General features: G+C 57.7%; 12 protein-coding genes. 4 read left to right on the top strand and 8 right to left on the bottom strand.

From position 1 onward, the window contains the following. Positions 1-91: 91 nt before the first annotated feature. The 4 genes from GHO41_RS00060 to GHO41_RS00045 all read right to left on the bottom strand — a co-directional run bounded on the left by GHO41_RS00060 (position 92) and on the right by GHO41_RS00045 (position 4,022). Complete coding sequence (locus GHO41_RS00060) at positions 92-715, bottom strand: C40 family peptidase (RefSeq protein WP_048369747.1); 624 nt, start codon at positions 713-715, stop codon at positions 92-94. 266 nt (positions 716-981) lie between these two features. Further along, positions 982-1,686, bottom strand: coding sequence for a DnaA regulatory inactivator Hda (gene hda / locus GHO41_RS00055; RefSeq protein ID WP_048369745.1), 705 nt, complete (start codon positions 1,684-1,686; stop codon positions 982-984). Between the two features lie 227 nt (positions 1,687-1,913). Beyond that, positions 1,914-2,987: an AI-2E family transporter gene (locus tag GHO41_RS00050; RefSeq protein ID WP_048369743.1), complete on the bottom strand. Its 1,074-nt coding sequence runs from the start codon at positions 2,985-2,987 to the stop codon at positions 1,914-1,916. A gap of 33 nt (positions 2,988-3,020) precedes the next feature. After that, positions 3,021-4,022: a DUF2066 domain-containing protein gene (locus GHO41_RS00045; RefSeq protein ID WP_048369741.1), complete on the bottom strand. Its 1,002-nt coding sequence runs from the start codon at positions 4,020-4,022 to the stop codon at positions 3,021-3,023. A 382-nt stretch (positions 4,023-4,404) separates the two neighbouring features. Between GHO41_RS00045 and purM the strand changes: the two genes are divergently transcribed. The 4 genes from purM (at position 4,405) to GHO41_RS00025 (ending at position 7,591) form a co-directional block, all read left to right on the top strand. Further along, positions 4,405-5,463 carry a phosphoribosylformylglycinamidine cyclo-ligase gene (gene purM / locus GHO41_RS00040; RefSeq protein WP_153333886.1) on the top strand — a complete coding sequence of 353 codons (1,059 nt, stop codon included), beginning with the start codon at positions 4,405-4,407 and terminating at the stop codon, positions 5,461-5,463. Next, positions 5,463-6,113, top strand: a complete 651-nt coding sequence (purN, locus tag GHO41_RS00035) for a phosphoribosylglycinamide formyltransferase (protein ID WP_153432526.1) — start codon at positions 5,463-5,465, stop codon at positions 6,111-6,113. Before purM ends, purN begins: the two co-directional genes overlap by 1 nt. An 8-nt stretch (positions 6,114-6,121) precedes the next feature. After that, positions 6,122-6,847 (top strand): DUF3108 domain-containing protein, encoded by a 726-nt coding sequence (locus GHO41_RS00030; RefSeq protein ID WP_153432525.1) that lies wholly within the window; start codon positions 6,122-6,124, stop codon positions 6,845-6,847. Between the two features lie 561 nt (positions 6,848-7,408). After that, a complete protein-coding gene (locus GHO41_RS00025; RefSeq protein WP_048369733.1) occupies positions 7,409-7,591 on the top strand; it encodes a hypothetical protein in 183 nt (60 codons plus the stop codon). Positions 7,592-7,735: 144 nt separating this feature from the next. On the opposite strand, the gene GHO41_RS00020 is transcribed toward GHO41_RS00025, so the two are convergent. The 4 genes from GHO41_RS00020 to rlmD form a co-directional block, all read right to left on the bottom strand. Next, positions 7,736-8,281 (bottom strand): DUF2058 domain-containing protein, encoded by a 546-nt coding sequence (locus GHO41_RS00020; RefSeq protein ID WP_153432523.1) that lies wholly within the window; start codon positions 8,279-8,281, stop codon positions 7,736-7,738. 22 nt (positions 8,282-8,303) lie between these two features. Next, positions 8,304-9,137: a nucleoside triphosphate pyrophosphohydrolase gene (gene mazG, locus GHO41_RS00015; RefSeq protein WP_048369730.1), complete on the bottom strand. Its 834-nt coding sequence runs from the start codon at positions 9,135-9,137 to the stop codon at positions 8,304-8,306. A gap of 94 nt (positions 9,138-9,231) precedes the next feature. Continuing rightward, complete coding sequence (gene relA, locus GHO41_RS00010; RefSeq protein ID WP_048369728.1) at positions 9,232-11,487, bottom strand: GTP diphosphokinase; 2,256 nt, start codon at positions 11,485-11,487, stop codon at positions 9,232-9,234. Positions 11,488-11,606: 119 nt separating this feature from the next. Then, a partial coding sequence (gene rlmD / locus GHO41_RS00005) for a 23S rRNA (uracil(1939)-C(5))-methyltransferase RlmD (protein ID WP_153432521.1) occupies positions 11,607-12,580 on the bottom strand: 974 nt, incomplete at its 5' end.

Raw genomic sequence — 12,580 nt, 5'->3', positions numbered from 1 at the left:
CGCGACAGGGGATACCTTCGCGGCTTCAGGAATTTAACATTGCGACTGAATTCTAGCGCTTAGAAGCCAAACTTCAAGTAAGACTTTAACTTTACTTACGAGCCACTACGCTGGTTGGCGCCATGGCCAAAGCACGCTTGGCTTCAATAAAGGTCTTGTTCCAGTAGGTGTCGCCCAAGCTATCAATCCTTACACCACCGCTGCGGCGGCTGCTGGAGTGAATAAACTGGTCATCGCCCAGGTAAATGCCAGCGTGGCTGACACGTCCGCGACCGTTGGTGCTGAAGAACAGCAGGTCACCCGGCTTGAGGTTGTTTCGCGCGACCAACGGTGCATTTACGTTGATCATTTCGCGGGTGGAGCGCGGCAATTGCATGCCCGCTTCCTCTTTGAACAGATAGCCGATAAAGCCACTGCAATCGAAACCAGCTTCAGAGGTGCCGCCAAAACGGTAACGGGTACCGATCAAGGACATTCCGCGCTCAAGAATGCTGTCAGCCAGGGCCGGCAGTTCGTAAGGCTTGCTGTTTTCGGAAAATTGAGCCAGTTCTTTTTCAGTGGCCAGTTCTTCCTGATAAAGAGCGGAAGACTGCGACGAAGATGACTTTTGAACCTGTGAATCGACAACTTGCTGGGACACTGGCGAGTGAGCAGCGCAGCCGAAAAGCAGGGTAACGAGTGCGAGAGGCACGAGGGGTGCGAAGCGCTTTAGCATGGGCACGACCGTGGCTGTAGGAAAAGTTACCGCGACTATGCCCTCTATGATCCTCATTTGCAAATTCAATCGAATTAAATGTGACTTGGTCGATTTCACGTGACATCTAAGGTTTTACACCCCTGACAATCGATTTTGCGTAGACACACGTCTGACACGCAGGTTTTCTGGCGCCTGAATACTGCCAAAACCTTGTAGGAATGCGCTTTTACAGCAAAAGATCGCGAGGCGAGCTCGCTCCTGCAAAAAAAGGGGATGGCGGGGGTTTACCAGCCGAGGGTTTCTTTCAAGAAGGGAATGGTCAGCTTGCGTTGTGCCTGCAACGAGGCCTGATCGAGGCGCTCAAGCAATTCAAACAATGCGCTCATGCTGCGTGTACCGCGCGTGAGGATGAAATGCCCGACTTCGTCGGTCAGGTGCAGGCCACGGCGCGAGGCGCGTAACTGCAAGGCACGCAGTTTGTCTTCATCAGACAAGGGGCGCATTTGAAAAATCAGCGCCAGGGTGAGGCGTGATTTAAGGTCGGCCAGCTTGATCGGCAATTCACGCGGCGAGGCCGAGGCGGCAATCAGCAAGCGACGCCCGCTGTCACGCAGGCGATTGAACAGGTGAAACAGCGCTTCTTCCCAATCAGCCCGACCGGCCACGGCCTGCAGGTCGTCCAGACACACCAGCTCGTATTGCTCAAGGTTGTCGAGGATCTCGATACCGCGATCCAGCAACTCCGCCAATGGCAAATACACCGCTGGCTCGCCCAGTTGCTCGAAACGCAAGCATGCGGCCTGCAACAAATGCGTGCGCCCTACCCCGTGTTTGCCCCACAGATAAATCAGGCTTTCTGTCCACCCGGCGTCGGCTTCGCACAGACGTTCGACGTAGCCGAGTGCAGCGGCATTGGCGCCTGGATAGTAATTGATGAAGGTAGCGTCATCTCGCAGACGCACACCTAGGGGCAGCTGAATCGGTTTCATGCTGACTGAACAGTTCAAACGAACCGTTAGTGGCCTCTGTGTAAAGTTTGCAAAGTTTATACCCGTGTAGCCGGGCGCACAATGTAACAGACCACGAGCAAAATCAAAGGTTTGCGTTAACGCATTGGATTGAATCAAGTTTTTCTAACAGACAAGCTCGCGCCCGACCATAAAAAAGGCCGGCTCATCGCCACATGAACCGGCCTCTTATTCAATCGATCACCCACCTACAACTCAGGTTCTTCATCACCTTTGTAGGCCTGCGAATGTTTGTACAAATCGTGCATATGGCGCACCAGCACCATGATCACGGCCGCGACCGGCAAGGCCAGCAGTACGCCGGTAAAGCCGAACAGCTCACCGCCCGCCAGAATCGCAAAGATCACCGCCACCGGATGCAGGCCAATGCGGTCACCCACCAACAGCGGCGTCAAGACCATGCCTTCCAGCGCCTGCCCGACCATAAACACCGCGACAATCCCCAGCATCGGGTACAGGTCACCGCCAAACTGGAACAGGCCCGCAATCAACGCGGCGCCGATGCCGATGATAAAGCCCATGTACGGCACGATAGCCGCCAAACCAGCCATCAAACCGATCAACAGCCCCAGCTCCAGGCCCAGCAGCATCAAACCGGCCGAATAGATGATGCCCAAGGCAACCATCACCAATAGCTGCCCACGAACAAAAGCGCCGAGTACGTCGTGACATTCCTTGGCCAGCGACACGATCCGCTCTTCGCGATCGCGCGGCAGCAGACCACGAATCTTGGACAGCAAGACATCCCAGTCACGCAGCAAGTAAAAGGCCACCACTGGAATCAGCACCAGATTCGCCAAAAAGCCAAACAGCGCCAGGCTTGAAGCGGTCGCCTGTGACAGCACCACCCCGGCGATATCCCCGGCCTGCCCCATGTGCTCGGTAATGGTGGCTTTGATCTTGTTGAAGTTCCAGAAGCCATCACCCAGCCCGAACCGGGTTTGCACCCACGGCAAGGCGGTATTCTGCAACCAGTCCAGTACCTGTGGCGCCAACTGGTAAAGCTTCACCAACTGCTTGGCCAGCATCGGCACCAGCACCACCAGCAACGTGACCAGAATGACCGTAAACAGGGTAAAGACCGTGATCGTGCCCCAAGTTCTGGACAGGCCGATTTTTTCGAGGCGATCAACCACCGGGTCGAACATGTAAGCAAGAACAATCGCAATCAGAAAAGGCGTCAGTATCGCGTGCAAGAAATACACGAATAGCACCGCGGCCAGCGCTACACCCCACCAAACCCACCGTCGCGAATCCCGCATAAATGCCTGTCCTTATATATAGAAGAGAAAAACCTACCAGCTAAAGCGCAACTGCGCCGCCTGAGGTGTAGCCGACGCCTGATCTGCAGGCACTTCATGCATCTGCGCCAACGCCAACTGCGAACGCAATTGTTCAGCACTGCCGTTGACCTGATAAACGATACGGTTGCCGTCGACGCTCACCAACTGACCGCCAAACGGTTCAAGCAAGCGGCTCAACTGAGCATAGCGCTCCAGGGTCATGCCCTGTACTTCAAGCAACTGATCGGTCGACACGCCCGGCTTGACGGCGTAGCGCGGAGCCAGACGCTGGCTGACTTGCAGCATTACGTCATCCGCCAGTGCCGCCTGATCAGCGCCGGTTGCACTGCCTTGCTCTTGTTGATCGCCGATCCACAGGCGCCATTTGGCCTGCCACTGGCCACTGTCTTCATGAGCATGCACGGCCAGCAGCGCGTCTGCGCCGTAACGCTCGGACGCCTCTTTCAGCGGCGCCGGATTAGAGCCTTCAAGGTTTTCGGCAGTACCCACCAACTGCTCACTCAAGTCAGCCAGCGGCAAACGCAGCGGCAAACCACGGTGTTGGGCGGCGCGGCGCAATGGTTCGGCAACGGATTGACCGTCACCCACCAGGCTGGAGCCGTCTACCGAATCGTTCAGCCACCAACCCAGCAAGGCCGGGCGGTTGCTGCCCCACAGTGACAAACCGGCCTGGCGCAAGGCGCGGTCGGTGCTCACCGGGTCGAAATCCACTTGCAGGGATTCTGGTGGGCCTGCGTCATAGCCGTACTGGCTGATGATTTGCTGAGGGTCTTTGCGAATGGGCTCCAGCGCCGGGTTCTGCACCGCCTTGGCGTCCCCCGTCAGACGCAATACCAGGGTTTCCAGGGCTTTTTGCGTGGCTTGCGCGCGCTCATCAGGCGACTGACTGGTGACCGGCTCACGCACTTGATACAGGCCCGTCAGGATTTCGGCATGACTCGCCAGGCTGAAAAAAGACAAACAGCCCACAGCTATTAATTGATGAAAACGCATGAAAGATTCCCAACGGCAAAAAAGGGCATTAAAAGGCCGTATAAACACACTCGATAACACCTCAGACAGGCGCGCAGCCAAATCATTCAGGTGCAGCTCGCAGATTTCACACGGTCATAAAAAATCAGAATTTAGCGGATATACCTTATACAGCGTCGCGCCAAGCAGCCAGTACGACTAAAAAAGGTTTTTTTCGACAGATATAACCCTGCCTGTCGGCCCGAGGATGGCCGCTGCCCTTCAAGCCTGATAAAATCGCGCGCCTTCGCAGACCGGCGACAGCCGGGCACTCTGCAAATGCTCTGTTTCAAACCCTGAGCACTTGCAAGCAGGCCCGCTGAGATCGGTCGATACCCCCGAATCCCCCCTAAAGGCCTGGATTATGAGCAAGCAACCCTCCCTGAGCTACAAGGACGCCGGTGTAGACATCGACGCCGGTGAAGCATTGGTCGAACGCATCAAGAGCGTAGCCAAGCGCACTGCGCGCCCTGAAGTGATGGGCGGCCTCGGCGGTTTTGGTGCCCTCTGCGAAATCCCGGCCGGTTACAAGCAACCTGTTCTGGTGTCCGGTACCGACGGTGTGGGCACCAAGCTGCGTCTGGCGCTGAACCTGAACAAGCACGACAGCATCGGCATCGACCTGGTCGCCATGTGCGTTAACGACCTGATCGTGTGCGGCGCAGAGCCCCTGTTCTTCCTCGACTACTACGCCACTGGCAAGCTCAACGTAGAAACCGCAACCCAAGTGGTTACCGGTATCGGCGCTGGCTGCGAATTGTCCGGTTGCTCGCTGGTAGGCGGCGAAACCGCAGAAATGCCTGGCATGTACGAAGGCGAAGACTACGACCTGGCCGGCTTCTGTGTTGGCGTGGTCGAGAAAGCCGACATCATCGACGGCTCCAAAGTGGCCACCGGTGACGCCCTGCTCGCCCTGCCATCTTCGGGCCCGCACTCCAACGGTTACTCGCTGATCCGCAAGATCATCGAAGTGTCCGGTGCCGACATCGAAAACACCCAGCTCGACGGCCAGCCACTGACCGACCTGCTGATGGCGCCGACCCGTATCTACGTCAAGCCGCTGCTCAAGCTGATCAAGGACACCGGCGTAGTTAAAGCCATGGCCCACATCACCGGTGGTGGCCTGCTCGACAACATCCCGCGCGTGCTGCCAAAAGGCGCTCAAGCGGTGGTTGACGTGGCCAGCTGGCAGCGCCCTGCAGTCTTCAACTGGCTGCAAGAAAAAGGCAACGTGAACGAAACCGAAATGCACCGCGTGCTGAACTGCGGCGTGGGCATGGTGATCTGCGTGGCTCAGGCTGACGTTGACACCGCGCTGAACGTACTGCGTGAAGCCGGCGAGCAACCTTGGGTGATCGGCCACATCGCTACGGCCGCCGAAGGCGCGCCGCAAGTTGAGCTGCAAAACCTCAAGGCGCACTAATGCCCGATACCTGTGATGTAGTGGTGCTGCTTTCCGGCACCGGCAGCAACTTGCAAGCCTTGATCGACAGCTGTGCGGTCAAGGACAGCCCGGCCAGAATCCGCGCGGTGATCTCCAACCGCGCAGACGCCTACGGCCTGCAACGCGCCAAAGACGCGGGTATCGACACCCGCGTACTGGATCACACAGCATTCGAGGGCCGCGAGGCCTTCGATGCTGCACTGATCGAAGTCATTGATACGTTCAACCCGCAACTGGTAGTCCTGGCCGGATTCATGCGCATCCTCAGCGCAGGCTTCGTGCGTCACTATCAGGGCCGTCTGCTCAACATCCACCCTTCCCTGCTGCCCAAATACAAAGGCCTGCACACGCATCAGCGTGCGCTGGAAGCCGGTGACAGCGAGCATGGCTGCAGCGTGCACTTTGTCACCGAGGAACTCGATGGCGGGCCTCTGGTCGTACAAGCAATCATTGCGGTAGAGTCCGGTGACTCGCCGCACAGTCTGGCGCAACGGGTTCACGCCCAGGAGCACCGGATTTACCCGCTTGCAGTGCGCTGGTTTGCCGAAGGTCGCTTGTCACTTGACGAGCAAGGCGCATTATTAGACGGTCAATTACTCGCGGCCAGCGGCCACTTGATACGAACCTAGGAGACATTATGCGTCGTGCCCTGCTCCTCGCCTTGAGCCTGCTGGCTGTCCCAGCAGTGCAAGCGGCTGAACTTCATCCTTTCCAGGCCAGCTACACGGCCGACTGGAAACAGTTACCCATGAGCGGTTCTGCCGAGCGCAGTCTGGTCAAGAATGACAACGGCACCTGGACCTTGAACTTCAAGGCCTCGATGATGATCGCCAGCCTTTCCGAATCCAGCACCTTCGCGTTCAAGAACGACAGCCTGATCCCTCAGTCCTACCGTTTCGAACGTGGCGGCCTGGGCAAAGCCAAGAACATAAACCTGGACTTTGACTGGACCACCAACATGGTCACCGGCACGTATAACAAAGACCCGGTCAAGGTGACATTGCTCAGCGGCATGCTCGACAAGTCGACTTACCAGTTGGCGTTGCAGCGCGATGTCGTGGCGGGCAAAAAGAGCATGAGCTACCAGGTCGTTGACGAAGATGGCGTAGACACCTACGACTTTCGCGTCATAGGCCCGGAAGTGGTCGAAACCAAGGCGGGCAAGGTAGACGCCATCAAGGTTGAGCGCGTACGCGACCCGACACTGGACCAGAACCAGAACAAGCGCATCACCGAAATGTGGTTCGCCAAGAGCTGGGACGGTCTGCTTGTCAAACTGCGCCAGGTTGAAAAAGACGGCAAGGAATACAACATCATGCTGCAAGACGGCACGGTGGACGGCAAAGCCGTCAAGGGCAACTGAGGCGCGACATGCCTTAAGCAGCACGCTTCAAGAAAACCTCGCTCCGGCGAGGTTTTTTCGTTTCTGGGTCCGCGCAACAAACAGGCCACAGTAGTCGCTGACGAGGTACGAAGGCTGTGATCGGCTGCGTGCAGCCGTAAAACCATCCACCTCGGGATTCTTGGGTACATATCCATTGCTGCAGCAACGGATATGTACATAAAAGCCTCTCTAATCAAGAGCAACCCTCACCCTAGCCCTCTCCCGAAGGAGAGGGAACCGATTGGGGGATGCTGAAGATAATCGCTGTCCTGTTTGCTGTGCGACAGCGCGGCGTCGTAGACGGGGCGGCAACGCCTACAGGGGATTGGAGTGATTCGCAGAACCTTGAACATGAAACTTTTGTCATAAAACTATTGGCAAAATCCGTAAACACCGCGTCGTACAAGGGCTGCAGCGTTTTGCGCTTTTTTCCAAGATGACAGAGCGACAATTAGCTATTTACTTAGGAAGCTAACAAATTCTATAAAGAAGTCCTGCGACGTCTTGCCGCAGGTCCTTATCAGAATTTGGAGCAAGCAGATGACTATCACAGTAACTGAACGCGACGATTCACGTATGTTCCACCAGCTTGTAGCCCATGGCGTACACCTGTGGGATGTTCATCAGGAAAACATCTTGGTTGGCATGTTTCACCGCGAGAGCGACGCTCATAACTACAAAGCAGAGCTGGAAAAGCTTGAAGCGCAGAAACTCAAAGCCTGAACCACTGCAACGACAGTCTTGAAAAACACAAACCCCGCCGAAGCGGGGTTTGTTTATTACCTTGTAGGAGCGAGCTTGCCTCGCGATCTTTTGATCTTTAAAAAGATCGCGAGGCAAGCTCGCTCCTACAGTCTGTTTAACTTTTTACCACATCAGATCGTCAGGGATCTGGTACGCCGCGTACGGATCATCTTCTTCCGGCGTTTTCGACTCGACCAGCACGTTCAACTGAACGATACGGCGCGGGTCGCGCTCCTGGATCTTCAGCGCCGCCTCACGCGGGATCACTTCGTAGCCGCCCTGGTGCTGCACAATCGCCAATGAACCGTTGGCCAACTTGTTGCGCATCAAGGTGTTGACCGACAGGCGCTTGACCTTCTTGTCATCCACGAAGTTGTAGTGGTCCTCGGTGTTCAGCTTGGGCAGGCGCGACACTTCGATCAATTGCTTGATCTGTGCAGCGCGGGCTTTTTGCTCGGCCTTTTCTTGCTGTTGACGATTGAGCTCCTGGTCACGCTTGATCTTCTCGGCCTTGGCTTCTGCGGCCAGGCGCTGCTGCGTGTCATCCAGCTCGATCTGGCCTTTATGGGCCAGACGCTGCTGCTTTTGCTTTTCTTTACCGGCCTGCTTGGCCTGCTTCTCGTTGACCAATCCGGCTTTGAGCAACTGGTCGCGTAGGGAAATGCTCATTGTCTTACTCACTTAGGCAAACTCAGCCGCAGCTGGGCAAATTCTTTTCCTGGCGCTTGGCTTCACCCCACAGGGCGTCCAGGTCTTCAAGGGTGCAATCTTCAATGGGACGCAGGGTATCGCGCAATGCCTGCTCGATAAACCGGAAACGTCGGTCAAATTTGGCATTTGCACCGCGCAAGGCGGTTTCCGGGTCAACTTTTAGATGCCGCGCCAGGTTCACCACCGAAAACAGCAAGTCGCCCACTTCATCGTGGATCGCCGCCGAGTCGTTATCCGCCATGGCTTCCAGCACTTCGTCCAGCTCTTCACGCACCTTGTCCAGCACCGGCAAGGCGCCGGGCCAGTCAAAGCCGACCTGAGCCGCACGCTTTTGCAACTTGGCCGCACGGGACAACGCAGGCAGCGCCACCGGCACATCATCGAGCAACGACAACTGCTGCGGCGCCGCGGATTTTTCTGCGCGCTCTTCGGCCTTGATTTCGTCCCAACGCTCCTTGACCTGCGCTTCGCTCAAGCGCGGCACATCCAAAGGCGCGTACAGGTCGCCGGTGGGGAACACATGGGGATGGCGGCGGATCAATTTGCGGGTAATGCTGTCGATCACTCCGGCAAACTCAAAGCGCCCTTCTTCGCGGGCCAACTGGCTGTAATACACCACCTGGAATAGCAAATCGCCCAATTCGCCCTGCAAGTGCTCAAAGTCGCTGCGCTCAATGGCATCGGCCACTTCGTAAGCTTCTTCGAGGGTATAAGGCACGATCGTCGCGTAAGTTTGTTTGATATCCCACGGGCAGCCGAACTGCGGGTCACGCAGGCGGGCCATGAGATTTAGCAAGTCGTCGAGGGTGTACATCATTAATCCTTGTGCAGAACGATGTAGGAGCGAGCTTGCCTCGCGATCTTTTAAAGGTCAAAAGATCGCGAGGCAAGCTCGCTCCTACAAGAGATCAACGCGGCTCGCTACGCCCGATACGGCGGGTTTCGATGATGTTCGGCAGTTGCGAAATACGCCCCAGCAAACGCCCTAATGCATCCAGCCCCGGGATCTCGATGGTCAGGGACATCAACGCGGTGTTGTCCTCTTTGTTCGAGCGGGTGTTGACCGCCAGCACGTTGATGCGTTCGTTCAGCAGCACTTGCGACACATCGCGCAGCAAGCCCGAACGGTCGTAGGCACGGATTTCGATATCGACCGGGTACGTCGACACCGGGATCGGCCCCCAACTGACCTGGATGATCCGCTCCGGCTCACGGCCGCCCAACTGCAGCACCGAGGCGCAGTCCTGACGGTGAATGCTCACGCCACGCCCCTGAGTGATGTAACCGACAATCGCATCGCCCGGCAGCGGCTGGCAGCAGCCAGCCATTTGGGTCAGCAGGTTGCCCACGCCTTCGATCTGGATGTCGCCGCGCTTGCCCGGTTTGTAGCCCTGGGCCTTGCGCGGAATCAGCTCGATCTGTTCGCTGCCGCGTTCCGGCTCGACCAGTTGCTGCGCCAGGTTAATGAGCTGGGCCAAACGCAAATCGCCCGCCCCCAGCGCCGCGAACATGTCCTCGGCGGTTTTCATGTTGGCTTTGTCGGCGAGCTTTTCGTAGTCCACCGCTGGCAAGCCCAAGCGGCCCAGCTCACGCTCAAGCAAGGTTTTACCGGCCGCGACGTTTTGATCACGGGCCTGCAATTTAAACCAGTGAACAATCTTCGCCCGCGCGCGCGAGGTGGTCACGTACCCCAGGTTGGAGTTCAGCCAGTCGCGGCTCGGCGTGCCGTGCTTGCTGGTGATGATCTCGACTTGCTCACCGGTTTGCAGGCTGTAGTTGAGCGGCACAATGCGCCCGTTAATCTTCGCGCCCCGGCAGTTATGGCCGATTTCAGTGTGCACCCGGTAGGCGAAGTCCAATGGCGTCGCGCCCTTGGGCAAGTCGATGGCATGCCCGTCCGGGGTAAAGATGTAGACCCGATCCGGTTCAATATCGACCCGCAACTGATCGGCCAGACCACCGATGTCGCCCAGCTCTTCGTGCCACTCCAGTACCTGGCGCAGCCACGAGATTTTTTCTTCGTACTGGTTGGACCCGGCTTTAACGTCGGTGCCCTTGTAGCGCCAGTGTGCGCACACCCCAAGCTCAGCCTCTTCGTGCATGGCATGGGTACGGATCTGTACTTCCAGCACCTTGCCTTCCGGCCCGATCACCGCCGTGTGCAACGAGCGGTAGCCGTTCTCTTTGGGGTTGGCGATGTAGTCGTCAAACTCTTTGGGGATGTGCCGCCACAGCGTGTGGACGATGCCCAGCGCGGTGTAGCAATCGCGCATTTCCGGGACCAGCACCCGCACGGCGCGCACGTCATAGATCTGGCTGAAAGCCAGACCCTTGCGCTGCATTTTGCGCCAGATCGAATAAATGTGTTTGGCCCGGCCGCTGATGTCGGCGTCAACCACCCCGGTGGCCTCAAGCTCGGTGCGCAACTGGTTCATCACATCGCTGATAAAGCGCTCGCGGTCCAGCCGGCGCTCGTGCAGCAAGGTGGCGATTTGTTTGTACTGCTCAGGCTCCAGATAGCGGAAGGACAAGTCCTCCAGCTCCCACTTGATGTGGCCGATACCCAGGCGGTGCGCCAGCGGCGCATAAATATCGAAGACCTCGCGGGCAACGCGGATGCGCTTCTCGTCCGAGGCACTTTTGACTTCGCGGATGGCGCAGGTACGCTCGGCCAGCTTGATGAGTGCTACGCGCACGTCATCAACCATCGCCACAAGCATTTTGCGCAGGTTTTCGACCTGCCCCTGAGAGCCCATCACCATGGATTGGCGGGGGCTGAGGCTGGCGCTGATCGCGGCCATGCGCAGCACGCCATCAATCAGCTTGGCGACCACCGGGCCGAAGCGCTGGCTGACCGCAGGCAGTTGAATCTGCCCTTCGCGTACGCCGCGATACAAAATCGCCGCGACCAGCGAGTCCTGATCGAGCTTGAGATCGGCGAGGATTTCAGCAATTTCCAACCCGGTTCGAAAGCTCGACGCGCCCTCAGTCCACAGGTTTTTTGCTGCATTGGCTTGCTGTTCCGCCTCACGTGCGTACTCACACGCTTCTTTCAAGGCTTCACGGTCCAGCGCCACATCGACACTCACCGCATGATCAAGCCATGCCTCGAGGTTGAGACTGCCGTCAGTGTTGATCGGCTGGTGTGCTCTGACCTGTACCATCTTGCTTACCTTCCCTACGGCGCAGGTTTGATGCGCCGATATACCGACCCGAATCCCAACCCCATGCTCCAGGGTCTAGCGGCATGGGGTTGCGGGCCCGTCGAAATAGACAGACCGTCCTAGTCTGCTTCAAATAACGCCATCGCCTCGACATGCGCGGTTTGCGGGAACATATCGAGGATTCCGGCACGTTTTAACCGATACCCCTGTTTCATCAACTCAACCGTGTCGCGAGCCAGCGTAGCCGGGTTACACGACACATAGACCAAACGTTTGGCCCCCAGCCCCGACAGCTTGCGCACCACCTCAAAGGCCCCGTCACGCGGCGGATCAAGGAGGACAGCGGCAAAGCCCTGCGAGGCCCATGTTGCATCCACCAAGGGCTGCGACAGGTCGGCCTGAAAAAACGCTGCATTATGCAGCTTGTTACTGACCGCGTTTTGCGCGGCGCGTTCGACCATCGTCGTAACGCCCTCGACGGCCACCACTTCGCGTACCTGACGCGCCAAGGGTAATGCGAAATTACCCAGCCCACAGAACAAGTCAAGAACCCGTTCGTCAGCCTGCGGCGCCAGCCACTCCAGCGCTTGCGCAACCATGGCTTCGTTGACCCCGGCGTTGACCTGAACAAAGTCACCCGGTCGGTAGGCCAGCTCCAGGTCCCACTGGTGTAAACGGTAGCCCAAGGTCTGCATCAAATCGACCGGTTGCGGCTCGCCATCGCCCTGTAGCCACAACTGGGCATGATGGGTGGCGCAAAAATTCTGTAAAACCTGCAAGTCAGCAGCACTGAGCGGCGCCATATGGCGCAACAACACGGCATTCGCCGAACCGCTAAACAACTCGACATGCCCCAGGGCTTTCGGATTGCTCAACTGGCGCAGCATGGCCGGCAGCCCGCTCATAATAGGTTGCAAAGCCTGTACCAGCACCAAACAGTGGTCGATGGCGATGATGTCCTGACTGCCGGCAGCCCGAAAGCCGACGTCCAGCCGCTTGGCCCTTGCGTCCCAGCGCACCGCGATGCGGGCCCGGCGGCGGTAGCCAAATTCTGGCCCGGTCAACGGCGCTGCCCATTCGTCGGGCTCAACAC

The sequence above is a fragment of the Pseudomonas sp. FSL R10-0399 genome (genome assembly GCF_009600165.1).
Lineage (GTDB): Bacteria > Pseudomonadota > Gammaproteobacteria > Pseudomonadales > Pseudomonadaceae > Aquipseudomonas > Aquipseudomonas helleri.
Note: the sequence above shows the minus strand (reverse complement) of the source record. Positions and strands in the feature narration are given on the sequence as shown.

Coding starts and splice junctions, on each gene's coding strand:
- mazG (WP_048369730.1), bottom strand. CDS start 9,137: ATGTACACCCTCGACGACTTGCTAAATCTCATGGCCCGCCTGCGTGAC.
- GHO41_RS00025 (WP_048369733.1), top strand. CDS start 7,409: ATGACTATCACAGTAACTGAACGCGACGATTCACGTATGTTCCACCAG.
- hda (WP_048369745.1), bottom strand. CDS start 1,686: ATGAAACCGATTCAGCTGCCCCTAGGTGTGCGTCTGCGAGATGACGCT.
- relA (WP_048369728.1), bottom strand. CDS start 11,487: ATGGTACAGGTCAGAGCACACCAGCCGATCAACACTGACGGCAGTCTC.
- purN (WP_153432526.1), top strand. CDS start 5,463: ATGCCCGATACCTGTGATGTAGTGGTGCTGCTTTCCGGCACCGGCAGC.
- GHO41_RS00020 (WP_153432523.1), bottom strand. CDS start 8,281: ATGAGCATTTCCCTACGCGACCAGTTGCTCAAAGCCGGATTGGTCAAC.
- GHO41_RS00045 (WP_048369741.1), bottom strand. CDS start 4,022: ATGCGTTTTCATCAATTAATAGCTGTGGGCTGTTTGTCTTTTTTCAGC.
- GHO41_RS00050 (WP_048369743.1), bottom strand. CDS start 2,987: ATGCGGGATTCGCGACGGTGGGTTTGGTGGGGTGTAGCGCTGGCCGCG.
- purM (WP_153333886.1), top strand. CDS start 4,405: ATGAGCAAGCAACCCTCCCTGAGCTACAAGGACGCCGGTGTAGACATC.
- GHO41_RS00060 (WP_048369747.1), bottom strand. CDS start 715: ATGCTAAAGCGCTTCGCACCCCTCGTGCCTCTCGCACTCGTTACCCTG.
- GHO41_RS00030 (WP_153432525.1), top strand. CDS start 6,122: ATGCGTCGTGCCCTGCTCCTCGCCTTGAGCCTGCTGGCTGTCCCAGCA.